This is a genomic window from Janthinobacterium aestuarii (assembly GCF_051380835.1).
Taxonomy (GTDB): Bacteria; Pseudomonadota; Gammaproteobacteria; order Burkholderiales; family Burkholderiaceae_D; genus Janthinobacterium; species Janthinobacterium aestuarii.
Genome location: NZ_JBNYXU010000006.1, coordinates 151,885 through 176,717, shown reverse-complemented (window position 1 = coordinate 176,717; position 24,833 = coordinate 151,885). Strand labels below are relative to the sequence as shown.

Sequence of the window (24,833 nt, the reverse complement as noted above, 5' to 3'; positions counted from 1 at the left end):
GCATTCATGGCTCAAGCCTCCACGGCAAGGATGGGGATCACGGTGCTGCGGCGTTCAGTTTCAGTAGCGGGCCGGATCTGGCCCCGCTCTTCGACGAACACCACGTTTTCATCGTTCTTCTCGCTGTTGACGAAATGGCGGAAGCGCTGGCGCACGGCGGGGTTGGACACGGCTTCCTTCCACTCGCAGGCATAGGTGTCGACCACGTGCTGCATGTCCGCCTCCAGTTCATGGGCGATGCCCAGGCGGTCGGCCACGACGACGGCTTTCAGGTAATCGAGGCCCCCTTCGAGATTGTCGCGCCACACGCTGGTGCGCTGCAGGCGGTCGGCCGTGCGCACGTAAAACATCAGGAAGCGGTCGACATAGCGCACCAGGGTGGCTTCATCGAGGTCCGACGCCAGCAGTTCCGCATGGCGCGGCTTCATGCCGCCATTGCCGCACACGTACAGATTCCAGCCCTTTTCCGTGGCGATCAGGCCGATGTCCTTGCCCTGCGCCTCGGCGCATTCGCGCGTGCAGCCGGAGACGCCGAACTTGATCTTGTGCGGCGTGCGCAAGCCCTTGTAGCGGTTTTCCAGCTGGATCGCAAAGCCCACGCTGTCGGCCACGCCATAGCGGCACCAGGTGGAGCCGACGCACGATTTCACCGTTCGCAGCGATTTGCCGTAGGCGTGGCCCGACTCGAAGCCGGCCGCGATCAGTTCTTCCCAGATGGCCGGCAACTGGTCGACACGCGCGCCGAACAGGTCGACCCGCTGGCCGCCCGTGATTTTCGTATAGAGACCGTATTTTTTCGCCACCATGCCCACGGCGATCAGGCCATCGGCCGTCACTTCGCCGCCCGGCATGCGCGGCACGACGGAATACGTGCCATCCTTCTGGATATTGCCGAGGAAGTAATCGTTACTGTCCTGCAAGCTGGCGTGTACGGGAGAGAGCACGAAATCGTTCCAGCACGAGGCGAGGATATTCGCCGCCACGGGCTTGCACACGTCGCACCCCAAACCCTGGCCATGCGCGGACAGCAGCGCGCCGAAGCTGCGGATTTTGCCCACGCGGACCAGGTGGTGCAATTCCTGGCGCGAGTACGCAAAGTGCTCGCACACGTGGTTGTTGACGACCAGGCCCTGCTTCTGCATTTCCGCCTTCATGATCTGCGTCACCAGCGGCACGCAGCCGCCGCATGCGGTGCCCGCCTTGGTGCAGCTTTTCAGGGCGCCGATGGTGGTGGCGCCCCCGGCGACGGCCGCGCACAGCGCGCCTTTCGACACGTCGTTGCACGAGCAGATTTGCGCCGACTCGGGCAAGGCGTCCACGCCCAGGCCCACCTTTTGCTGGCCATCGGCCTGCGGCAGAATCAGGAATTCGGGGGATGCCGGCAGCTCGATCTTATTGAGCATCATCTGCAGCAAGGTGCCGTACTCGCTGGCGTCGCCCACCATCACGCCGCCAAGCAGGTATTTGCCGCAATCGGAGACGACGATTTTCTTGTAGATCTGCTTGCGCTCATCCATGAACTGGTAGGAGCGGCTGCCCGGCGCATTGCCGTGCGGGTCGCCCAGGCTGGCCACGTCCACGCCCATCAGTTTGAGCTTGGTGCTCATGTCGGCGCCCTTGAACGAGGCTTCGCCCTCTTCCTGCAACAGGTGGCGTGCCGCGATGCGGGCCATTTCGTAGCCGGGCGCCACCAGGCCGAAGACCAGGCCGCCCCACAGCGCGCATTCGCCGATCGCATAAATGTCCGGGTCGGAGGTGACGCAGCTGTCGTCGATGGCGATGCCGCCGCGCGGGCCCACGTCCAGGCCGCAGGCGCGCGCCAGTTCGTCGCGCGGACGGATGCCGGCCGAGAAGACGATCATGTCCGCTTCCAGGTGGCTGCCATCGGCGAACTGCATGCGGTGCGTGGCCGATTCGCCGTCGACGATGGCCAGCGTATTTTTTTGCGTGTGCACGGTCACGCCCAGCTCCTCGATCTTGCGGCGCAGGACGCGCGCGCCGCCTTCGTCGACCTGCACGGCCATCAGACGCGGCGCGAATTCCACCACGTGGGTGTCGAGCTTCAAATCGCGCAAGGCCTTCGCGCATTCGAGGCCCAGCAGCCCGCCGCCGATCACCACGCCCGTCTTTGACTTTCCACCCCAGGACAGCATGGCTTCCAGGTCTTCGATGGTGCGGTAGACGAAGCAGCCATCGCGCTCCTTGCCCGGCAGTGGCGGCACGAACGGCGTCGAGCCGGTGGCGAACACCAGCTTGTCGTAGGCCAGCACTTCACCGGTGCTGGCCGTGACGGTTTTCGCCACGCGGTCGATGGATACGGCGCGCGCATTGAGTTTCAGGACGACGTTGCCCTTGTCGAAAAAGCCGGGCGCCACCAGGGACAGGTCGTCGGCCGATTTGCCGCTGAAAAAATCGGACAGGTGCACCCTGTCGTAGGCTGGGCGCGGCTCTTCGCACAAGACCGTCACGGACAGGTGCGGCGCGTTTTCCAATGCCAGGCGTTCGAGGAATTTATGCCCGACCATGCCATGGCCAAGGACGACGATGTTCAAGGGGTAGTTCATTACTCTCTCCTCAGGCCGCGGCCATGTTCGGTTCGGCCGCTGCACGGGTAAAACGCACGGCGATGGCGCACAGGGCCGAGATCACCACCAGCGCGCTCAGGATGGTCAATGTCTGACGGATGTCGCCCGTGCCCTTCATCAGGAAACCGGCCGCCACGGCGCCCACGTTGCCGCCGGCGCCGATGATGCCGGCCACGCCGCCCAGGGCCTTGCTGTCGATGAAAGGCACCAGCGCGTAGGTGGCGCCGCACGCCATATGGGTGAACAGGCCGAAGACCAGCATGGCGATGACGGCGTAGGTGACGCTGTCGACCTTGGCAAACCACAGCAGGCCCACGCCCTCGCCGATCATCAGCATGAACAGCAGGGTCACGCGGCTGTTCAGGTTGCCGCGCAGGGCCAGCTTGTCGGACATCCAGCCGCCCAAGGCGCGGGCAAACAGGGCCAGCAAGCCGAAGCTGCCGGCGGCCAGGCCGGCCGATTTCAAGGACAGGCCAAAATGGTCGACGTAGTACACGGCGGCGATGTTGTGGATGAAAATCTCGATGCCGAAGCAGGCGCCGTAGGTCACGAACAGCAGCCACACGCGGTAGTTGGTGCTGGCCGCCTTGAAGCTGCCCCAGCCACCGGCCGGAGCATGTCCGGCCTTACCGCCTTCGATGGCGGTGCCGGCGGCACGCAAGTCCGAGTAATTGCCTTCAGGGCAATCCTGCGTATAGCGCCAGTAGAGAACAGCCATCACCAGCATCAGCACGCCCGGCACCAGCAGGGCCACGCGCCAGCCCAGCGATTCGGACACGCCCAGCATCAGCACGGCGCCCAGCAGCAGTGGCATCAGTGCCTGCGCTGCGCCGCCGCCCGCATTGCCCCAGCCGGCGGCGGCGGCATTCGCCGTCCCCACGACGCGGGGGGCGAACATCACGGAGGTGTGATATTGCGTGATGACAAAGCTGGCGCCGACGGCGCCGATGCCCAGACGGAAGAACAGAAAGCTTTCATAGCTTTGCGACGCGGCCACGCCCAGCACGGGAATGGCGCCCAGCAGCAGCAAGCCCGTGTAGGTCTTGCGCGGGCCGTAGCGGTCGCACAATGGCCCCACGATCAGGCGCACGAGGATGGTGATGGCGACGGCCGCGATATTGATGTTGGCCACTTGCGCCAAGGAAAGGCCGAACTCGCCCTTGATGACAGGCATCAGGGGAGCGCAAGCGAACCAGGCGAAGAAACACACGAAAAATGCCATCCACGTCAGGTGGAATGCGCGCATGGGCGGCGTGGCGAGGGAGAAGAGCGCGATGCGCGTTGCTTTTTGACTGGCCATGATAGGTTCCCGAAATATCCCGTTGATAAAACAAAACGGCGCCCGCCCCCGCCGATGAAAAATCAGCCTGGGCGGACGCCGTTGTCCATGTGGTCCGTCGTTGGACCGTTGTGCGTTTATTCAGGGGATCGCCGTTGATCCGTACCTTCTGTTTAGCAAGCGCCGTGCCAGCTTGTCTGACGGGCAAGTGGCCTCATTCGCACTGGCTTTGCGCCAGATCATGGCCAATCACGGTGCAAGCACGCCACTTGCTGGTGCATGCGGGAACCAGCACGTGGCATTTCTTGTCTAAACCACATCTGAAGCAGGAGCGGGAGGCCACGATGGTCAAGACACTGCGACGACGACGCCTGAGGCCACCTTGGTCGCCATGGCTGGCATGTGCGTGCGCCGGACTGTTGCTGATGACATGGAGCAACACTGTCGCCGCGCAAGAGACTAAGGAACACAGCGAGCTTGATGCCACCGTTGTCGCGCCCTTTCACGCCGCGCGCGGTGAGCGGGTCACGCAGGCGCGTACATTTGTCGTGCGGCTCACCTATCCCGACGAGGGGCGCAGCCATGCCGTGCGCTGGACCTTGACACTATCGGGCCCCGGCCCGCAAGGCGCCGTGCTGCGGCGCTGGTCGGGCACGGAACAGGTGGGGGCCAACGGCAAGAGCGTGAACTTGCCTTGGGACGGCCGCGCCGACGCCGATGCGCGCGAACGGAGAGTGCTGGCGCCCGATGGCTTGTACGAACTGCGCCTGCAGGCCGTGGCCGATGCCGGCACGCCGCGGGAAGCGCAGGTGGAACAACAATGGCACATCCAGGTGCAGCGCGGTGCAAGCACGGCGCCCAGGGTGCGCGCCTTCCAGGCCGGCCTGCAGCAACTGCCCGGCCTGGAAGGCCAGTCCGGCTACCGCATCGTCTACGCCAACCTGCACAGCCAGACGCGCCACAGCGACGGCGGTGCGGCGCTCGACGCCTGCCATGGCGCGCAAGACCCGCAAACGGCACCCTACGGCCCCATCGATGCCTACAAGTATGCGCAAGAACACGGGCTCGACGTCCTGCTGACATCCGAGCATAACCATATGTACGACGGTTCGGACGGCACGAATAGCACTGCCACCCCTGCCGAAGCGATCGCGCTGTACCAGACGGGGCTGGCTGAAGCGGCCGCTTACACTGCCGCCCATCCCGGTTTCCTGGCCCTGTACGGCATGGAATGGGGCGTCATCAACAAGGGTGGCCACCTGAATATCATCAATAGCGGGCAGTTGCTGGGCTGGGAACAAAATGCCCATGGCGAACTGCTGGCCAATATCGAGACGCCGAAGGGCGATTACGCGGGCCTCTACAAGCTGATGCGCGAACGGGGCTGGATCGGGCAGTTCAATCACCCTGCCCAAACGGGCCAGTTTCTCGTCAATGAGCAGCCGCTCGGCTACACGCCGGATGGCGACGCGGCCATGGTGCTGTGCGAAGTCATGAATACGTCCGCGTTTTCCACGAACGATCAGGAAACGGAGAACCGGCGCAGCAATTACGAGGCGGCCTGCAACCGGGCCCTGGCAGCCGGCTACCACGTGGCCTTCAGCAGCAACCAGGACAACCACTGCGCCAACTGGGGCGCGTCGTATGGTAACCGCACGGCCGTCCTGGTGGCCGGCCCGGCCGCCGGCACGCCCGTTTCACGCGACAGCTTCCTCGACGCGCTGCGCGCGCGCCGCGTCTACGCCACGATGGACAAGCATGCGCAACTACTGTTCACAGCCAATGGCAAGCTGATGGGCGAGCGCTTCGACAACCACGGTCCCTTGCGCCTGGCCACCAGCTTCAGCAACAGCGCCGGACGCCAAGCGGCCGCCATCGTCATCTTCCACGGCGTGCCAGGCGGCAACGGTTCCGTCACACAAGTATCGGACCAGGCCGAGTTCACCATCACGCCCGCGCCCGGCCCCCATTTCTATTACGCGCGGCTGACGCAGGATGACGGCAATATCGTCTGGTCGGCGCCCGTGTGGGTCAATCAGCTGCCGTAATGGCGGCAGCGCGGGCGGAGTGCCGGGCCATCAGCTCGGCCACCCAGTCGATAAAGACGCGCAGTTTCTTGCTGACATGGCGGTTTGGCGGATAGGCGAGATAGAGCGGCATGGGATCGACCGTCCATGCTTCGAACAGCGGCAGCAGCTCGCCCCTGTCCACGTGCGGCCGCGCCATATAATCGGGCAGCCACAGCACGCCCAGCCCCGCCACCCCGGCTGCCAGGTAGGCGTTGCCGTCGTCGATCGACAGCACATACTGGCCATGGATTTTGACGCTCTTGCCCTCGCGGTGCATCACGTAAGGAAAGCCGTTACCGCTGCGTCCCCAGCGAAAGCGCACGATGCGGTGCGCGCTGTCCTGCAAGTCCAGCGGATGCAAGGGCGTGCCCACCCGTTGCAGGTAGGCCGACGCCGCATATACGCCCAGTGGCAAGTCGGCGAGCTTGCGCGCCATCAGCGACTGGTCGGTGATGTCACCGCCGCGTATTACGCAATCGACATTGTCGGCGATCACGTCGACCATGCGGTCGCTGGCGCCCATGTCGAGCACAATATCGGGATACAGCGCATGAAACGTGGGCAGCGCCGGCACCAGCAGCAAAGCGGCGAGCGGACTGGGCACATCTACCCGCAACTGGCCACGCGGCAAGGCGGCGGCATGCGGCAAGCTCGTTTCGATTTCTTCCAGGGTATCGAGCACCTGCACGATGCGCTCGTAATAGGCCGCGCCATCGGCCGTCACATTGACCTTGCGCGTTGTGCGGTTCAGCAATTTCAGGCGCAGACGCGCCTCGAGCTGCTGCACCAGTTGCGTCACCGTGGTGCGGCTCATGTGCAAGGTCGCGGCCGCGCGCGTAAAACTGCCCGTCTCGACCACTCGCACGAATGCCTTCATCGCATCAAACCTGTCCATCCACACCTCCGCCACCTGATTGTTTGGATTATACAAATAGTCCAGTCCGATCTGGCCGCTTTATCCGCAGGTTAGCAGCAGATAAAGTGTTCTCCAGGCAGCAACTTCGCTGCATCAACAAAGGAAAGCTGATGAAACGCGACGTCGTATTCCCTGCGGGCCGCCAAGCCCTGTATGAACAGAACCGCTATTCCCCTGCCGTGCGCGCCAACGGCCTGCTGTTCGTGTCGGGACAGGTCGGCAGCCGCGAAGACGGCACACCCGAACCCGGGCTCGACGCCCAGGTCCGGCGCGCGTTCGACAACCTGAACGCCATCTTGCAAGCCGCCGGCTGCACCTTCGACGACGTGCAGGACGTGACCATTTTTATCGTCGACCCGCAGGCTAACTTCCAGCGTATCTGGGATATCGTGCAGGCAAAGTATTGGGGCCCGGCGCCGCACCCGACGGTCACGGCCGTTGGCGTGACGTGGCTGTATGGTTTCCAGTTCGAAATCAAGGTGGTGGCCAAGCTGCCGGGCTAGGACACGGCGTCCGGAAGCGTGCAGGGAAAATGGCAACAGGCTTCCCTCGCACGATTGCCCGCCGCAGGTGCGTTGACACTGATCTATGGCAACATTGCGCAACCGACCCATGCCAGGAAACGGAATGAAACCCAAAGCGCTGATCATCGCCAATATTGAAGCGTACTTGCTGGAGCCGCTGGGCGCAGCGGGCTTCAGGTTCTCGCCTAGCCAGCTGACCTTCAAGCGCACGCAGAACGAATTCATCCAGACCATCCATTTCCAGGCCAACCGCCACAACGAAGAGGATGTCTGCGTGGCATTCTGGAGCCACTATCAAGTCTCGTCCAAATTTTATACAACATGGCACACGGCGCGCTACGGCCGTGAACCTGTCAACAATATCGTTGGCGGCGTGGCGGATTGGAATATCAAAAACTGGCAATTCCCTGTCATCGATGGCAAGGAAGTCAAAGAACACCAGCTCGTCGATCCGTCCCATCGGGCAACGGTCATGGCCTGCCTGAGGGACAATCTGCTGGAGTTGGCCGTCCCCTGGCTTGAGCGCCTTTCCAATTGGGAAAATGCGGCCCTGGCCCTGGTCGAATCGCAAGGCTCGCATGCCACGGCTTGCGATTTTTATCTGATGGCGGGCAATCAGGAAAGAGCCCTGTGGGCACTGAACGAGGGCCTTGCCTATTGGCAGAAAAATCCCGCAGCCTCTTTTTCGGAGGAAAAAGAAGAGATCGCTTTGCGGATGGGGAAATACGCCTATGCTTGAAATCACTTGCCCCTACGATGGCGACTGCGGACGCCACTTCGACCGCAGCGCAATGGATGCCTCGGATGGCGCGTTCTTGAAAACGGCCATCGGCAAAAAAATGACCTTCATGTTCCTGCACTGTCCCGCATGTGCAAGGATGTTTCAGTTCAATCCAGTCGCCTGGACAGCGCAGGCGTGCGAAGCCGTCGCGCCCAAGGCCGTCCGGGTAGCGAAGAAAAGCGGCAGGCAGCTGGAAAAATTGCTGGCAAGGGAAAAAGTGGCCCTGCCCCAGGCCTATCTCGCTCGCCTCCGCAGCGCAAAGCCACGTCCCGACGTGGCGATTTTCACAGATGAAGACCCTTTCACGCTGTACAGCCTGGACGCGCTGTGCAAAGAGGTCGAGGTGGATGGAACAAGCTATCTGGCAGTCAGGCAACTGGCTGGCTTTGCACAGGCGCTGGCAGAAGCGGCGGGAACGGGGTCGAAGCAGGCAGCACCGTTCAGTCCTGCCGAGCTGGCGGGGTGCCTGGCCATTGGCGAGGTAAACACGCGCATCCTGTTCATCGACAGCCGCAACAACGATGCCTTATGGATTTATCACTGCGACGGCGGCGATGTCGAACAGACGCGGCTCACCGTAACCTCCCTGATGGGGCCTGGCGTATCCTGAAGGGGGCAGTACGCCGCAGATTCTGCGGCCAGCTTCCATTCCAGCAAACAATATTGGAAAAGTAATTATTTTTTAAGTAGCCGTCCATAGACACTGGTTCCTCACAGCAATCCATGGCACCATGGCTGCGCCGTTTTGCCTGCAACGCGGCCTCCATCGGACCAACCAGGAACCCTATATGTCGTCATATCGTACCTTCGCCGGCAGCATGCTGCTCGGCCTTGCCGCAGCGGGCATCGCCCACGCGCAAGCCCTCGCCCCTGCCGCCGCCAACACCGATCCCCATTTGTGGCTGGAAGAAGTCCTCGGCGACAAGCCGCTGGCCTGGGTCAAGCAGCACAATGCCGTCAGCACCAGGGAACTGGAAGCCCAGCCCGGCTTCCCCGCCCTGCAGGCGCGCCTGAAAACCATCCTCAACTCGAAGGAGCGCATTCCCTACGTCAGCAAGGAAGGCGAGTTTTACTATAATTTCTGGCGCGACGCCCAGCACGTGCGCGGCATCTGGCGCCGCACCACACTGGCGCAATACCAGCTGGCCGAACCTGTCTGGGAAACCGTGATCGATCTCGACCAGCTGGCTGCCGGCGAGAGTGAAAACTGGGTCTGGGGCGGCGCTTCCTGCCTGTATCCGAAAGGCGAACGCTGCCTCATTTCCCTGTCGCGCGGCGGCGGCGACGCCAAGGTGGTGCGCGAATACGACGTGGCCAAGCGCGCCTTCGTCGAGGGCGGCTTCACGCTGCCCGAAGCAAAGGGCAGCGCCAGCTGGATCGACCAGGATACCCTGTTCGTGTCCACCGATTTCGGCCCCGGCTCGATGACCAGCTCGGGCTACCCGCGCATCATCAAGCAGTGGCAGCGCGGCACGCCGCTGGCGCAGGCGCAAACGCTGTATGAAGCCAAGCCCGACGACCTGAGCGCCGGCGCCTACAAGGACTTCACGCCAGGCTACGAACACCAGTTCATCGAGCGGCAAATCGATTTCTACAGCGGTGAAATGTTCCTGCGCGACGGCGCCGAGTTGACGAAGGTACCGAAGCCGGACGACGCTACGGCCTTCACCGTGCGCGACCAGCTGGTCATCACCTTGCGCTCGGACTGGAAAGTCAACGGCAAGACCTATCTGCAAGGCTCCTTGCTGGCCACCGACTTCAATGCCTTCATGCAGGGCAAGCAGGAGCTGGAAGTGCTGTACGCGCCCACGGCCACGTCGTCGCTGGACAATGTGACGGCGACCAAGTCCGCCATCCTCGTCACCACCCTGGACAAGGTCAAGAACCGCCTGACGGAACTGCGCCACGTGAACGGCAAGTGGCAGCGCCGCGCCGTCGATGCGCCGAAGCTGGGCACCCTGGCCGTCAGCGCGCTCGACTCCGTCGACTCGGACCAGTACTTCCTGACGGTGACCGACTTCCTCAACCCGACCACCCTGTACCTGGCCACGGCGCAAAGCGACAAGCGCACGAAAATCAAGTCGCTGCCCGCCTACTACGATGCCACGCCGTACAAGGTCGAGCAGTTCGAATCGACGTCGAAGGATGGCACCAAGGTGCCGTATTTCGCCATCATGGGCAAGAAGACGAAGTTCGACGGCAGCAACCCCACCGTGCTGTATGGCTACGGCGGCTTTGAAGTGTCGCTCAAACCAAGCTACAGCGGCACCACCGGCGTGGCGTGGCTGGAAAAGGGCGGCGTGTATGTGCTGGCAAATATCCGCGGCGGCGGCGAATTCGGTCCCCGCTGGCACCAGGCGGCATTAAAGGAAAACCGCCAGCGCGCGTATGACGACTTCATCTCGGTGGCGCAAGACCTGATCAAGCGCAAGGTCACCAGCCCGCGCCACCTGGGCATCATGGGCGGCAGCAATGGCGGCCTGCTGACGGGTGCCGTGCTGGTGCAGCGTCCCGACCTGTTCAACGCCGTCGTCAGCCAGGTGCCGCTGCTCGACATGCGCCGCTATAACAAGATGCTGGCGGGCGCCTCGTGGATGGGAGAGTATGGCGACCCGGACGTGCCGGAACAATGGGCTTACATCAGCAAGTACTCGCCGTACCAGAACGTCTTCAAGGACAAGAAATATCCGCGCGTGCTGTTTACCACCTCGACGCGCGACGACCGGGTCCACCCTGGCCATGCGCGCAAGATGGTGGCGAAGATGGAAGAGCAAGGCCACGACGTGCTGTACTGGGAAAACACGGAAGGCGGCCATGCGGGCGCCGCCAACAACGACCAGCAGGCGCTGATGTGGGCACTGACCTACACCTTCCTGTGGGAGCAGCTGAAGTAATGTGGTGGTGTCGGATTACGCGCTCATGCGCTAATCCGACCTACCCGGCATGTCGGTTCCCAAGGCCGTAGGTCGGGTTAGCCCAGCGGGCGTAACCCGACAACATTGTTGGCTTGCTTCCGTGGTGGTGTCGGATTACGCGCTCATGCGCTAATCCGACCTACCCGGCATGTCGGTTCCCAAGGCTGTAGGTCGGGTTAGCCCAGCGGGCGTAATCCGACAACCATTGTTGACATGGGCCGGTGGCAAAATATCCTTACTTCGCCTGCGCGCTGGGCCGTTCCGCGATGCGGTCGCGGTAGGCCTGCAGGTTGGCCAAGCCTTCCGCACCGGGCCGGTACTTCATCAGGCCGCGCACAAATTCCAGCGCGCAGAAGGCCGTGATGTCGGCAATCGTAAAGCGGTCGCCGGCGATGTAGGGCTGGTGAGCCAGCACCTGGTCCAGCCATTGCGCCGTCTCGCGCAGCTTGCCCGCCTGCGCCGTGGCGAAATCGGGAAACTGCGGGTTTTCCAGCGCCACCAGGGCCGGATGGCCGTGGCGCACCCAGTTGGCGGCGGCGCTGAACAAATGCAGTTCCACGCGGCGGTCGGCCATTTCAATGAATGCGCGCTCCTCGTAACCTTCTCCCATCAGGTTCGGCTGCGGCTGCAAGCCCTCCAGGTAAGTGCAGATGGCGCGCGTCTCGGTCAGCACGCGCCCATCGTCCAGTTCCAGCAGGGGCACGCGGCCCAGCGGGTTTTTCGCCAGGAAGGCAGGGTCGCGGTGATGGCCCGCCATCAGGTCGAGCGCCACTTCCTCGATGCCGGTGATGCCCTTCTCGGCGATGAACATGGTGACGCGGCGCGGATTGGGCGTGCGGGGGCTGATAATCAGTTTCATGTGCTTGGGTCTCGTCTTGTTATGTTAGTGGGCGCGGCTGCGGGACTGGCCTGCGGCAGTACAGTCAGTCGCCCATCATACCAGCGCACCGCCATGGTGCGGCGCCCCTGGCGCGTTGACTTTGCCCCCGTTTCACCTTAGATTGCTGTACGGGAACGCTGGCTTTCAATTCCAGCGATGTCCCGCTACCGCCATCAACGCCCGCAGCCTACCCGGCTGGCGGGCGTTTTACTCATGAACGAAGGGCATACCATGCATCGCACACCGACTCCGCGTTTCCGCCGCAGCCAACTGGCCGCCGCCGTCCTGGCGCTGGCTTCCATAACCGCGGCCCATGCGGGCCACGCCGCCACGGCACCGAAATACGCCTCGGCCAGCCACGCCACCACGACCACCACGCAGCTACCGCGCGGCGTCACGCCTTTGCACTATGCGCTGTCGATCACGCCGGACGCCGCCGCCTCCACCTTCAAGGGCGCAGCCGCCATCAAGGTCGCCGTCGACGCGCCGACAAGCAGCATCACCTTCAATGCCCTGAACCTGGCGTTTGCCGCCGCCACCATCGAAGGCGTGGGCGGCAGCAAGCAGGTGACGCGCAAGGTCGATTTCGATGCGGACAAGCAGACGGCCACCGTGCATTTTGCCCAGCCGCTGGCCAAGGGCGAGTACCTGTTGCGCATCGACTACAGCGGCAAGATCGGCACGCAGGCCACGGGCCTGTTCTCGCTCGACTACGACACGCCGCAAGGGCGCCAGCGCGCGCTGTACACGCAGTTCGAAAATTCGGATGCGCGCAGCATGCTGCCGTCGTGGGATGAACCGGACTACAAAGCCACCTTCGCGCTGGACGTGATCGTCCCGAGCAGCCAGATGGCCGTCGGGAACATGCCGATCGCCAGCAGCGAGGACCTGGGCAATGGCACCAAGCACGTGCGCTTCGCCACCACGCCGCGCATGTCGACGTATTTGCTGTTCTTCGGCCTGGGCGACTTCGAGCGGGCCACGGCCATGAGCGACGGCACCGAGATAGGCGTCATCACGAAGAAGGGCGCGCTGGCGCAAAGCCGCTTCGCGCTCGACGAGTCGGCCGCCCTGCTGCGCGAATACAACGATTATTTCGGCGTGCGCTACCCGCTGCCCAAGCTCGACAACATCGCCGCGCCGGGCCGCAGCCAGTTCTTCGGCGCCATGGAAAACTGGGGCGCCGTCTTCACCTTCGAATACGGCCTGCTGCTCGACCCGACCATCTCGACGCAGACCGACAAGGAAAACATCTACACCACGCTGTCGCATGAAATGGCGCACCAGTGGTTCGGCGACCTGGTCACCATGCGCTGGTGGGACGACCTGTGGCTCAACGAAGGTTTTGCCTCGTGGATGGAAAGCCGCACCACGGAGCGTTTGCACCCGGAGTGGAACACGGCCCTGTCCAGCGTCGGCGGACGCGAGTCGGCCATGAGCCAGGATGCGCTGCGCACCACGCACCCCGTGGTGCAGCGCATCGCCACCGTGGAGCAGGCCAGCCAGGCGTTCGACGGCATCACCTATCAAAAAGGCGAAGCCGTGATCCGCATGCTCGAAGCGTATGTGGGCGCCGATACGTGGCGCACGGCCGTGCGCAGCTACATGCGCAAGCATGCGTATGGCAATACGGTGTCCGACGACCTGTGGCGCGAAGTCGATGCGGCCGCAGGCAAGCCTGTCAGCGCCATCGCCCATGATTTCACCCTGCAGCCGGGCGTGCCGATGATCACGGTGGGCGAGGCAGTATGCAAAAACGGCAACACGCGCGTGACCTTGACGCAGACGGAATTTTCCAAGGACCAGCCGAATAAGAAACCGCTGTCGTGGAAAGTGCCCGTGATCGCGTCGACGGTCGGCAACGGCAAGCTGGCCAAGGTGGTGCTCAAGGATGGCAAGGCCACCCTGAACGTGCCCGGTTGCGGCGCCCTGCTCGTGAACGCGGGCCAGAGCGGCTATTACCGCACCGTGTACGCGCCAGCCAACACGCGCGCTCTCGCGGGCAGCTTCGCGCGCCTGGCGCCGATCGATCAACTGGGCTTGCTGGCGGACAGCCAGTCGCTGGGCCTGGCCGGTACGCAAAACCTGGCCGACTTCCTGGAACTGGTGAAGGCGACGCCGCTGTCGGCCGATCCGCAGGTGCTGGGCAAGGTAGCCGCTTCCCTGGGCAGCCTGTACGAACAGTATGCCGGGGATACCGTTCGCCAGCAGGCTTTCGGCCGCTTCGCCATGGCACGCCTGGCGCCGATGATGGCGCAGACGGGCTGGGAAGCGCGCGCGGGCGAAGCACCGAGCGTGGCAACCCTGCGCGGCCGCCTGATCGCCATCCTCGGCGACATGGGCGAACCGGGCGTGATCGCGGAGGCGCGCCGCCGCTACGCGGCCAGCGAACAGGACCCCACCGCCATGCCCGCGCCATTGCGCCGTACCATCCTGGGCGTGGTGGCCCAGCATGCGGACGCCGCCACCTGGGAGCAGCTGCACGCCAAGGCGCAGCAGGAAAAGACACCGCTGGTCAAGAATCAGCTATACGACTTGCTGGCCTCGACCGACGATCCCGCACTGGCGCAGCGCGCATTGGCGCTGGCACTGACGGATGAACCGGGCGTGACGAACAGCCCGGCCATGATCTCGCGCGTGTCGCGCTCGCATCCGGAACTGGCCTTCGACTTCGCGCTGGCGCACCTGGAGCAAGTCAATGCGCGCATCGACGCCAGCTCGCGCAGCCGCTATTTCCCGCGCCTGGCCGCCGGCTCGGCGCAGCCTGGCATGATCGCCAAACTGGAAGCGTACGCGCAAGCGAACCTGCCGGCCAGCGCGCGCGGCGACGCCGACAGCTCGGTGGCCGGCATCAAGTACCGCATCAAGCTGCGCGCCGAACGGCTGCCGGCCGTCGATGCGTGGCTGGCGAAACAGGCAGGCTAAGAGGTTTCCCGGCGCCGCGGCGCCGGGAACTGATGAAAACGCAGGCAAAAAAAACCGGCTTCGCAAAGTGCGGTAGCCGGTTGAAACGCTGTTTCAGAGCGCAGGGATAAAACGGGAAAACACATGAAAAAGTGGAAATCGTGCCGGTCATTGAGGTGTCCGGCAACCTTGCGCTCGGGGTTTCCGTGCGCCATGTATCCACTATGCCAGCCCTTCGTTGAAACAGGCTTAGGACTTCATTAAATCCCCGCCCGTTTCCCGTATTTCCCCTGCCCCGCCCTGCAATCATTGCCATAAAACAAGTTTTACGTGTCTGGTGCCGATGGTTGAGCTCACCGGCTAAGCTGTTGAGTCATGCCTGCATCCTATCGCTCCCGGAGCGTAGTGATCTGCGCATCGCATGCTGTGTGCCAACAAAAGCATCATAACAGCGTCATATGACCGCCATATGACCTAGCTCTAACATTGCACGCGTACCACCGCGCGGATCGCGTACTATGCCCCCATCGCCCTTGCCCCTTCTGCCCCATGTTCAGCCAGAATCTTCGCACCGTTTTCCTGCTTGCCTGCGCCGCGCTGGCGTCCTGCACGCCCTTGCCGCCCGCGCCTGCCCCTGCCTCCGCGCCGGCTACCCCTGCCGCCATGCCCGCGCCCGCGTGGCAGCGGCAAGGCGTGCAGCTGCTGCACATCGCGCCCGACGAATCCCTGCTGACCATCACCGTGCGGCGCGGCGGCGCGCTGGCGCGGCTCGGGCATGACCACGTGGTGGCCAGCCGCAGCCTGCAGGGCATCGTGGCGCCCGCGCTGGGGCGCGCGCAGTTCCGCTTCCGGCTCGACGAAATGAGCGTGGATGAAGAAAGCTTGCGCCAGGCAGCCGGCTTGACGACGACGCCATCGGCCGACGCCATCGCCGGCACGCGCCACAACATGCTGGTGCGCGTGCTCGAGGCGGAACGCTATCCGTGGGTCAGCATCGAGGCGCGCCGCACGGGCAACAAGGAGGTGTTCGATGCCGACATCACCCTGCACGGCGTGACGCGCACGGTGCAGCTGCCGGTGCGCATCGAGCAAGCGGCCGACGGACGCCGCCTGCACGCCAGCGGCAGCCTGCTGTTGAAACAAAGCGACTTCGGCATCGTGCCGTTCGCCGTCCTGGGCGGCGCCATGGCCGTGCAGGATCAGATGGAACTGGCGTTCCGCATTACCGCCCGGCAAGACCTCAGCGCGCCAGGATCAACCGCAAGCCCAGGCCGATGAAAATGGTACCGGCCACCCGGTCCAGCCACAGGCCGGCGCGCGGGCGGCGGTTGAGCCACAGGCCGACGGCGCCGGAAAAATAGCCGAGCAAGCCGAACAGCACGCACGCCTGCGCCGTGAACACCAGGCCCAGCTGCGCCGTCTGCCAGCTGGCATTGCCCTGGCCAGCGACGATGAACTGCGGCAGAAACGACAGGAAAAACAGCACGACTTTCGGATTGATACTGTTGGCAAACAGTCCCTTGCCGAACAGGCGCAGCAAGGATTCGTCGGGCAAGGCCGCCGCGCCATCGGCTCTGGCGCCGCCACGGCTACGCAAGGCGCCAATGCCCAGCCATACAAGATATAGCCCGCCGGCCACTTTCAGCGTCGTAAATGCCGTGGGCGAGGCGGCCAGCAGGGCCGACACGCCGATGGTCGCCAGCACCGTGTGCGTGAGGCAGCCAAGGGCACAGCCCAGGCCGAACACCATGCCCTGGCGGCGTCCGCGCGACATGCCCACGCCCAGCACCATGAGGTTGTCGGGGCCGGGGCTGGCGGTGATCAAAACGGCGGCGGCCAGGAAGGCCAGGAACTGGTCGGGACTGAGCATGAATATCTCGCGGGCAAAGGCGCCATGATACCGGAGCGCTCGCCATGCCGGCAGAACATGAGTGCCCGTGTGTCACCGAGAGTCGATTAAAATGGGCACTCCACAGCAAACGGCGTTGCCGCCATTTTCGCGCGACCATCACCAAGCCCATCGATGCCAGCCCACCCGCTCCCTCCCTGCCACCGCGCTTCCAGCTACCGCGTCAGCGCCTGGCTATGCGGCTGGCTGCTTCTGTTCAGCCTGCTGTTCGGCTTGTTTGGCTTGGCGGGCGCGGCGCAGGCAGATCCATTACCTCTGGGCAAGCAAGGCATTCATCACCTGGGCATAGGTGGGCAACTATTTCTCGCCGACAATGAAGCCGCGCCTGCCGATGCCGCCGCCCTGCCCGCCTGGCTGGCGCGCCAGCGTCCGGCCGACCAGGTCGACCTGGTCGGTGGCGCCTACTGGCTGCATGCGCAGGTGCGCAACGACAGCGCTGAAACCGCCTGGGTCATCGACCCGAACGACACCCTGATCGATCTGGTCGACGTGCACGTGTATGGCCCCGGGCAGCACACGGCACCGCAGACCTTGCTGACGGGCTACCAGCGCCCGCACGAGTATTTGTTGCACTACGGCGGGAACGTGCAGCTGGCGCCGGGTGCCACGTATGACATCCTGATCCGCTTTTCCAGCCCGTATTACGCGCGCGCGCCCATGTTCGGCGTGAAGACGCAGCGCGATTACCGCAAGCTGGTGGGCAAGGAAAACTTCCTGATGGTGGCGTCCATCGGCGCCCTGCTGGCGCTGGGACTGTTCAATTTTTTCATTTTTTCCATCACCCTGGAAAAAGCCTCGGCCTATTACACGCTGTATGTGCTGACGTATGGCCTGGCCTGGGCCATGACTTTCCACGTCTTTGCCGACCTGTTCGACTGGCACCAGTTGCAGCTCCATTACGTGCCGTTTTTCCTGCTGCCCGTCTTCAGCACCCTGTTCTACATGCATTTCCTGCGCCTGCGCGACTACTCGCCCCGTCTGCACAGCATCAGCAAGGTCAACCTGGTGCTGCCCTTGCTGCTGCTGCCGAGCTGTTTTCTCGCCCTGTCGTATGCGCACACCCTGGCCACCATCGCCATCAGCATCTGGATGCTGCTGGCGCTCATCTGCGGCATCGTCGTCTGGCGCCGCGGCTACCAGCCGGCACGCTTCTTCGTGCTGGCCTTCGTCGCCCTGATGCTGCCCGGCTTTCTGATCTTGCCGGCCAACCTGGGCCTGATGCCGGCCATGGTGGCCAACGCCCAGCTGGTGACCCTGCTCGGCGGCACGCTCGACGGCTTGCTGCTGGCCTTTGCCCTGGCCGACCAGATCCGCTTGCTGCGCAATAACCTGGAACAGCGCGTGCGGGAACGCACCCTGGCGCTCACCCTCAGCAACGACGCGCTGCTGAAGGCCAAGGAGCACGCGGAAGTGGTCAGCCGCCACCGCATCGATTTTCTGTCGGCCATGAGCCACGACATCCGCACGCCGCTGGCCGGCGTGATCGGCATGCTGAAATTCGCGCTGCGCGACCAGTCCGTCAAAGGCCGCACGCAGGAATACCTGCGCATCGGCTTGCACAATGGCGTGTCGCTGCTGACCATCCTCAATGACATCCTCGATTTCTCGAAGATAGACGCGGGCAAGCTGACCCTGGAAACCGTGGACTTCGACCTGCTGGCGCTGATCGGCGACGCGGCCGGCATCGTGCAGGGCCAGGCCGATGCCAAGAGCCTGCTGCTGCGCCGCGAACTGGCGCTGGACCTGCCGCGCTACGTGCGCGCCGACCCCACGCGGCTGCGGCAAATCCTCATCAACCTGCTGGGGAACGCACTGAAATTCACGGCCAATGGCGAAGTGCTGCTGGAAGTGCGGCGCGCCCGCAGGCCGCCGCGCCACGATGGCCGCAGCGAAATCGAATTCATCATCGGCGATACGGGTCCCGGCATCGACGCGGACACCTTGCCGCGTTTGTTCCAGAAATTCGAGCAGGCCGACCATTCCACCACGCGCCGCTATGGCGGCACGGGCCTGGGCCTGGCCATCTGCAAGGAGCTGGTCGAACTGATGAAAGGCACGATCGGCGTGGAAAGCCGGGTCGGCATCGGCTCGCGTTTCCATTTCACCTTGCCGCTGGAAGACGGCAGCGCGCCGGCGGCCGACGCGCGCCGGCCGGCACGCCACGCGCGCCATGCCTGCCGCCTGCGCATTCTGTGTGCCGAAGATGTGCGCACCAACCAGATCATCATCGGCACCCTGCTGGAAGGCATGGGGCATGAGGTGACCATCGTGGAAAACGGCGAGCAGGCGCTGCGCGCGCTGGGCTCTGGCACCTACGATTGCGTGCTGATGGATGGCCGCATGCCGGAGATGGATGGCGAACAGGCCGCGCGCCTGATACGCGACGGCGGCAACGCGCAATTCCCCATTGCTGACGCGCAGATTCCCATCCTTGCGCTGACGGCCAACGCCAGCGAACATGACCGGCAGCGCTACCTGGCGTCCGGCATGGACGACTTCCTCAGCAAGCCCGTCGACGAAGCGCTGCTGTTCGAAAAAATCGACGCCATCATCGACTTGCTGCTGGCGCGCGGCCACGCGCTGCCGCCTGCCGTACCCACCGAGGACGATACCCTGGCGCGCCAGTTCGGCCTGGACGACGCCGCCGACGACCCGCCCGCGCCGGCCGATCCCATGAGGGCACCCGTGCACATCCTGCCGCTGGCAGGCCTGTCGCAGCAGCACCTGCAGCGCATCGCGCAAGCGTTTCTGTCGGAAGCGCCACGGCGCCTGGACCTGGCTTGCCACGCCGTGCGCGACGGTAACGCCAGTGCGGCCGCTGCCGCCTTCCACGCCCTGAAAGGCAGCGCCGGCTACCTGAGCCGCCCCACCCTGCACGGCCTGTGCCACCAGATGGAAACCCTGGCCTCGAACGGCCAGCTCGATAACGTGGAACAGTTCCTGCCACAGCTGCAGATGGCGCTGGACGTGGCGCGGCGGGACCTGGAAAATCAGCCGGGCGCTTGAGGCGTCCAGCCGTGCGCTCGCAGCCACGCCAGCAACAGCTGCGGCCACGCGGCCGGTTCGCTGCCCGGCTTGCCCAGGCCCCAGCCATGCCCTCCGCTCTGGAACTGGTGCAGCTCGACGGGCACGCCCGCGCGGCGCAGGGCGGCAGCCATCAATGTACTGTTATCGGGCGGTGAAATCGGGTCATCGAGCGCCTGCGCGATGAAGGTGGGCGGCGTGCGCGCGCCGACGTGCAATTCCACCGATAGCGCGTCGCGCGCCGCCCGCGCGGGATGGGCGCCCAGCAGCTGTTTCTTCGCATGCGTCGTGCCGAATGGCCGCTGCATGGTCAGCACCGGGTACAGCAGCACGGCAAAGTCTGGCCGCGCGGAGACGCCATCCGTCGCATCGACGGGCGCATAGCGGACGGCATCGGGCTGCACGGCCGTCATGCCGGCCAGGTGCGCGCCGGCGGAAAACCCCAGCATGCCGATGCGCGCCGGGTCGATGCCCCATTCGGCCGCGCGTGCACGGATCACGCGCACGGCGCGCTGGCCATCCTGGAATGGCGCGGCCACCCCGCCGCCTTCCTGCGGCAGGCGGTACACGAGTTCAAACGCCGTGACACCCTGCGCCTGCAGCCAGCTGGCGGCGGGGCCGCTCTCCTTGCCCGCCTCGATATGCGCATAACCGCCGCCGCTGACCAACAGGATGGCCAGGCCGTTCGGCTGCGCGGGGCGGTGCGCGATCAGATACGGTTGCTCGACCTGCGTGATGGAGCCCTTGGCGCTATCGCGCTGCGGCCCCGGCGCCGCGCCACCGGGCGGTGCGCCAGGCCACAGCACAATCGCGCCGACCGGTGCCGCGCCCGCGTGCAGGTGGAGCAGGACTAGGCACGACAGCATCAGGCCTCGCATGCCTAGAAATCCGTCTCGCCCTGGATCACGGCCGGATAGCCCGTCATGGCGCGCGACGTCTGCATGCCCGCCATCACGGCCGCCTCGACGCAGCCCGCGTTCAATCCCGTCCTGATCCAGTCCCCCGTGAGGAACAGGTTGCTGAACCCTGACTGGTCGGTGGCCAGCCGGTACTGCGTGCTGCCCACCACCGACATCACGTAGCGCTCGGACGGGTCGACGTTGGCGCGCCAGTACTGGCTGTCGAAGCGCGCCGGTCCCGCGCTCTCCTTTGCGTCGACCAGCCATTGCCACGGAAACGCGCCCGGCGCGCCCGCCTCGGACCACAGCGCGCCGATCTCGCGCTCGAGCTGGTGCACGGCGCCCTGCTTCGCCTTGGCCGCGCAGCGGGTTGGAAAATCCGTGTCGGTGACGGGCGGGTAGCTGTCGACCGGGAAGGCGCTGCAAAAGTACGAGACGTTTTTCGGCTCCAGTCCCGCCGGCCAGTCTTCGTGCGCCAAGAGTTGGTCCATCGGCGCCCACGTATCGTACGGTTCCGTAAAGGCCGACAGTACCGGTTGCTGGCCTTTCGGCTGCGTGGTCCAGCCCATCTGCGCCAGGTTCTTGTTGAGCCATACCTGGTAAGCCTGCGTGGCGACGGTTTTCACCTTGTCGGCCGCCAGTTGCAGGGCCGGGCTTTGCGCCAGCAGCTGCGGACACAAGGCTTGCAGCGAACCGATGGAAATGCCGAACACCACCTTGTCGAAATCGACGCCCTTCTTCAATACCGTGGCGGGCAGCGCGCGGCCGAACGCCTGCTGGTATTGCTGCGGCCAGGCGCTCCAGTACGATTCCAGGTTGACTTCCTGCGCCTGCAGCAACGCCGCCTGGGCCGGTTCGATCTGCGTGTAATCGGGCGCACTGGGCCAGCAGGCGAGGCCCTTGACGTCCACCAGCGGCGCGTAACCGGCGGCGGGGTCCTTCAATTGCACCTGCTGCGTGATGCGGATGCTGTCGATGTCGCCCGCGCCCGGCACCAGTTCTTCCACGCGCTGGAAAAACTTGAATTCCACACCGCGCTTGCGCAGCACTTCGTACATCGGCGTAAAGATGGTGTCGCCCATGCCGGCCTGCATCTTGAACATGATGCCGCCCTTGTAGGCCAGGCCGATGCGCGCCATCGAGCGCAAGAGCGTCCCCGCCTCGATGTTCGGCCTGGAAAAATCGCCGCCCTCGTAGGCAAACACCAGGTCGTAAAAGCCGCGCACGGGCGCCGAGTTGATGCTGAACTGCTCGTCGCCGCCATGCTTGCGCAGCCAGGCGCGGAAATCGATGTCGTTGATGACGTCAAAGCCGTTCTTGAACACGCCATCCTCGAACATGCCTTTCATGACCGTGATGCCCAGGTCCAGGCAGGTGAACAGGCGGCGTAATTCATCGTCGCCATCGATCAGGGCCCGGTAGCGCAAACGCAGCCACGCGCGGATGCCGTTCAGGGTGCTGGCCAGCAGCTGGTGGCGGGCCTGGTCGTGGCGCGTGGAATCGGGCGCCAGGTCGGCCACCAGCGCCACCAGCGCGCCGACGGACAAGCCCACGTCGAGTCCCAGTTCATCGGCCTGTCCCACCACTTCGTCGGCCAGGCGGCGCAGCCAGCCCGGCCACACGCCTTCGCCTTGCGATGCGCTGGCGCGCACGATGCGCGCATCGGCGTCCGCCACTTGCCGGATCTGGCGTATCCACTGCTCGATCCAGCCCACCATGGCGATGGCCATCTGCCACAGCGTGATGTCTTCGCCGCCCTCGCCCGGCTCGCCCGGCAAGGTGGGAAAGACGATGGACCAGTTGCGCCACTGTCCCTTGACGTCTTCCGACAGGGCCACGTAATCGTGCTGTTTAAAGGCGTCGCGCCAGGTGGCCAGCGGCGCGCCGGGCGGACGCTCCAGGCTCGCATACGCTTCCTTGATCATCTTGAAAGCGTTCGCATAAAAGCCGAACCAGATGTGCAGGCCGTGTTCCTCGATGCGCTGGCCAGCTTGCGCATTGCGCCCGCTGGCGCCCTTGCCGCCCAGGCGCCAGCCCAGCTGGTAGACGGTGATAGTGTGCCGGTTCTGCCAGCCCGGCTGGTTCGTCAAGTAATACGCGGTGGTCATGGCCGCCACGCCTCCGCCGAGGATGGCGATCTTTTCCGGCGCGATGCGGGAATTGTCGACCAGTTCCTCGCCCGGCATGGCCGTGAAATCGAAATTCACATTGAACGGTAAAATCGCCGTTTGCGGTCCCAGCTGCAAACCCAGGGTCTGGTCCAGCGGGAAGCTGTCAAACGCGTGCAAGGTGCATTCGTATTCATAACCGAGCAGGCGCGCGCTGTGCAGGCGGTTGATCTCGGCCGGCGCGGCCACAAGTGCCTGGTACACGGCTTTCACGCCCGCGCTGTCGGGGAATTGCTTGAGGAAAATCTGGTCGATGCGCGGGTTGCGCAGCAAGGACAGAATATCGGCCCAGCCGGCCTGGTCCATGTCGAAGAAATCGGGAATGGAGAGGAAAATCTGGAACGCCTGCTCGATGAGTTCCAGGAAACTGTTGACGGGCTTGTGCGGCCCCGTCTGCACGGTGGCGTTGACTTCCAGCAGCGGGTGCAGCGCCAGTTTCGTTTCCGGCGAAAAATGCTGGAAGCCCTTGGCCGCGACGGAACAGCGCAGCGGCTCGCTGCCGGCGGCGGGAATCTCGTATTCGCACAGATATTTCGGATAGCCGAACAGCTCGCGCCCGTTGATCAGGGCCATCGCGTCATCGACGAAAATATGGCATGGGTACCAATAGATATGCGCGAGCTTGCCCTGCTCATCCATCTGGCCGACCATGATCCAGGTGACGATATCGACTTCCGTGATCCAGCCCTTGGCCTGGTCAACGGGGTTGGCGGAGTCCGCATGATTGACGCGCGTAAACGTCAGCATCACATACGGCGACAGGGCTTTCAGGGTCATCTTGCTGCCCGCCACCTGGTTCAAGGTGGTATTCACGGTGGCCTGCAGTTCGGCCAGGTCGCCCTTGACGAAATAGCCGTACATTTCCGACTGTTTCAGTTGCAGCGGCGAGTGCATCATCACCGAACCGCCCTGATAGATATACGAAGGTCTTGCCAAAGGTATCGCCGTCATTGCCCTGCCCCCAATTAAAGTTTCAGACAAACAAGATTGCTACAGTGTATTTCAGAAAGAGCATTGCATGATATGAAATAAATTAAAGGATTGGCCAAGATGCATAGTTTGAGCTTGCGCACGGCAGCCGGGGCAAGCCCATGCCATCGGGTGTACGATGAAGCCTCTTGACCGTTCCGAGCACCATGCCATGGCAATGATTACCACCGACTACGTTTCCACTTATTCCGGCAACCGTTTTTATCCCTTGCGCCCGCATATCGACAAGGTCGCCATCGAGGACATCGCCCACGGCCTCGCTTACCAGTGCCGCTTCAATGGACAGACGCAAGTGTTTTACTCGGTCGCCCAGCACAGCCTGATCGTCGCCGAACTGGTGCCACCCCATTTGCGCCTGGCCGCCCTGCTGCACGACGCGGCCGAAGCCTATCTGGGCGACATGGTGAAACCCTTGAAAGTGTTGCTGCCGGAATTTGCCGTGCTGGAAGACAAGGTCAGCGCCATCATCGCCGCCACGTATGGGCTGGATTTTTCCGATTACGCGCCCATCAAGCGGGCCGACCTGATCGCGCTGGCCACGGAAAAGCGCGACCTGATGCCGCACTCGGCCGAACGCTGGGCTTACCTTGACGGCATCGCCCCCTTGCCCGGTATAATCGAAGCCATGGGTCCGGCCGAAGCGAAGCAGCGCTTCCTGCATGCCTTTGCCCAGCTGGGCGGGCTTGGACTTGCCGCATGAATACTACGGCCCTGCCTCACGAACGGGCGCTAAGCCCCGGTTTTTGCACGGCTTTTTTAGATATCCACAGCAACTGTGGATAAAGTTGTTGATAAGCCCCTCTTGACAAGCCGCAACACCAGTATTGATGCGGGTTTCAACAATTTGCTGATTTCACAGGCAATTTTTTACCCCAATGAAATCAATGACTTGCAAGCACGAATTTGCGCTAAAGCAAACTTACTTCACTACCATGCAAATATATTTTGCTGTGCATAAGCAATCCTGGCGCCAGGGCGTCTTGCTTGAAC

The 24,833-nt window shown here is 63.8% G+C and carries 16 protein-coding genes; 9 read left to right on the top strand and 7 right to left on the bottom strand.

Annotated elements, in window-relative coordinates:
• Positions 1-11: 11 nt before the first annotated feature.
• Together nirB and ACQ4WO_RS17325 are read right to left on the bottom strand one after the other, a co-directional pair.
• The gene (nirB, locus tag ACQ4WO_RS17330; protein ID WP_436482491.1) at positions 12-2,564 is read right to left on the bottom strand and encodes a nitrite reductase large subunit NirB; all 2,553 of its coding nucleotides are present in this window, start codon (positions 2,562-2,564) and stop codon (positions 12-14) included.
• A 10-nt stretch (positions 2,565-2,574) separates the two neighbouring features.
• The gene (locus ACQ4WO_RS17325; protein ID WP_436482490.1) at positions 2,575-3,885 is read right to left on the bottom strand and encodes an MFS transporter; all 1,311 of its coding nucleotides are present in this window, start codon (positions 3,883-3,885) and stop codon (positions 2,575-2,577) included.
• A gap of 404 nt (positions 3,886-4,289) precedes the next feature.
• On the opposite strand from ACQ4WO_RS17325, the gene ACQ4WO_RS17320 reads away from it, so the two are divergent.
• Positions 4,290-5,912: a CehA/McbA family metallohydrolase gene (locus ACQ4WO_RS17320; RefSeq protein WP_436482489.1), complete on the top strand. Its 1,623-nt coding sequence runs from the start codon at positions 4,290-4,292 to the stop codon at positions 5,910-5,912.
• Here the strand turns inward: ACQ4WO_RS17320 and ACQ4WO_RS17315 are convergent.
• Positions 5,896-6,828 (bottom strand): LysR family transcriptional regulator, encoded by a 933-nt coding sequence (locus ACQ4WO_RS17315; RefSeq protein WP_436482488.1) that lies wholly within the window; start codon positions 6,826-6,828, stop codon positions 5,896-5,898. The two genes, ACQ4WO_RS17320 and ACQ4WO_RS17315, sit on opposite strands and share 17 nt — an antisense overlap.
• A 128-nt stretch (positions 6,829-6,956) precedes the next feature.
• Here ACQ4WO_RS17315 and ACQ4WO_RS17310 point away from each other — a divergent pair, with 128 nt between their 5' ends.
• The 4 genes from ACQ4WO_RS17310 to ACQ4WO_RS17295 all read left to right on the top strand — a co-directional run bounded on the left by ACQ4WO_RS17310 (position 6,957) and on the right by ACQ4WO_RS17295 (position 11,048).
• A complete protein-coding gene (locus ACQ4WO_RS17310) occupies positions 6,957-7,352 on the top strand; it encodes a RidA family protein (protein ID WP_436482701.1) in 396 nt (131 codons plus the stop codon).
• 124 nt (positions 7,353-7,476) lie between these two features.
• The gene (locus tag ACQ4WO_RS17305; protein WP_436482487.1) at positions 7,477-8,112 is read left to right on the top strand and encodes a DUF4304 domain-containing protein; all 636 of its coding nucleotides are present in this window, start codon (positions 7,477-7,479) and stop codon (positions 8,110-8,112) included.
• Positions 8,105-8,764: a hypothetical protein gene (locus ACQ4WO_RS17300; RefSeq protein WP_436482486.1), complete on the top strand. Its 660-nt coding sequence runs from the start codon at positions 8,105-8,107 to the stop codon at positions 8,762-8,764. Before ACQ4WO_RS17305 ends, ACQ4WO_RS17300 begins: the two co-directional genes overlap by 8 nt.
• Positions 8,765-8,942: 178 nt before the next feature.
• The gene (locus ACQ4WO_RS17295) at positions 8,943-11,048 is read left to right on the top strand and encodes a prolyl oligopeptidase family serine peptidase (protein ID WP_436482485.1); all 2,106 of its coding nucleotides are present in this window, start codon (positions 8,943-8,945) and stop codon (positions 11,046-11,048) included.
• A 256-nt stretch (positions 11,049-11,304) separates the two neighbouring features.
• Here the strand turns inward: ACQ4WO_RS17295 and ACQ4WO_RS17290 are convergent, their stop codons facing one another.
• Positions 11,305-11,928: a glutathione S-transferase family protein gene (locus ACQ4WO_RS17290; protein WP_436482484.1), complete on the bottom strand. Its 624-nt coding sequence runs from the start codon at positions 11,926-11,928 to the stop codon at positions 11,305-11,307.
• Between the two features lie 252 nt (positions 11,929-12,180).
• Between ACQ4WO_RS17290 and ACQ4WO_RS17285 the strand changes: the two genes are divergently transcribed.
• Positions 12,181-14,874, top strand: coding sequence for a M1 family metallopeptidase (locus ACQ4WO_RS17285; RefSeq protein ID WP_436482483.1), 2,694 nt, complete (start codon positions 12,181-12,183; stop codon positions 14,872-14,874).
• Positions 14,875-15,402: 528 nt separating this feature from the next.
• Positions 15,403-16,131: a YceI family protein gene (locus tag ACQ4WO_RS17280; RefSeq protein ID WP_436482482.1), complete on the top strand. Its 729-nt coding sequence runs from the start codon at positions 15,403-15,405 to the stop codon at positions 16,129-16,131.
• Here ACQ4WO_RS17280 and ACQ4WO_RS17275 read toward each other — a convergent pair.
• On the bottom strand, positions 16,094-16,723 hold the full coding sequence (locus ACQ4WO_RS17275) for a LysE family translocator (protein ID WP_436482481.1): 630 nt from the start codon (positions 16,721-16,723) through the stop codon (positions 16,094-16,096). The two genes, ACQ4WO_RS17280 and ACQ4WO_RS17275, sit on opposite strands and share 38 nt — an antisense overlap.
• Before the next feature lie 153 nt (positions 16,724-16,876).
• On the opposite strand from ACQ4WO_RS17275, the gene ACQ4WO_RS17270 reads away from it, so the two are divergent.
• Positions 16,877-19,768: a hybrid sensor histidine kinase/response regulator gene (locus tag ACQ4WO_RS17270; RefSeq protein ID WP_436482480.1), complete on the top strand. Its 2,892-nt coding sequence runs from the start codon at positions 16,877-16,879 to the stop codon at positions 19,766-19,768.
• Here the strand turns inward: ACQ4WO_RS17270 and ACQ4WO_RS17265 are convergent.
• Positions 19,753-20,664, bottom strand: coding sequence for an alpha/beta hydrolase (locus ACQ4WO_RS17265; RefSeq protein ID WP_436482479.1), 912 nt, complete (start codon positions 20,662-20,664; stop codon positions 19,753-19,755). The genes ACQ4WO_RS17270 and ACQ4WO_RS17265 overlap by 16 nt on opposite strands.
• Positions 20,665-20,666: 2 nt before the next feature.
• Positions 20,667-23,750 carry an NAD(P)-binding protein gene (locus ACQ4WO_RS17260; protein WP_436482700.1) on the bottom strand — a complete coding sequence of 1,028 codons (3,084 nt, stop codon included), beginning with the start codon at positions 23,748-23,750 and terminating at the stop codon, positions 20,667-20,669.
• Between the two features lie 244 nt (positions 23,751-23,994).
• On the opposite strand from ACQ4WO_RS17260, the gene ACQ4WO_RS17255 reads away from it, so the two are divergent.
• A complete protein-coding gene (locus ACQ4WO_RS17255) occupies positions 23,995-24,543 on the top strand; it encodes a phosphohydrolase (RefSeq protein ID WP_092605902.1) in 549 nt (182 codons plus the stop codon).
• Positions 24,544-24,833 lie beyond the last annotated feature (290 nt).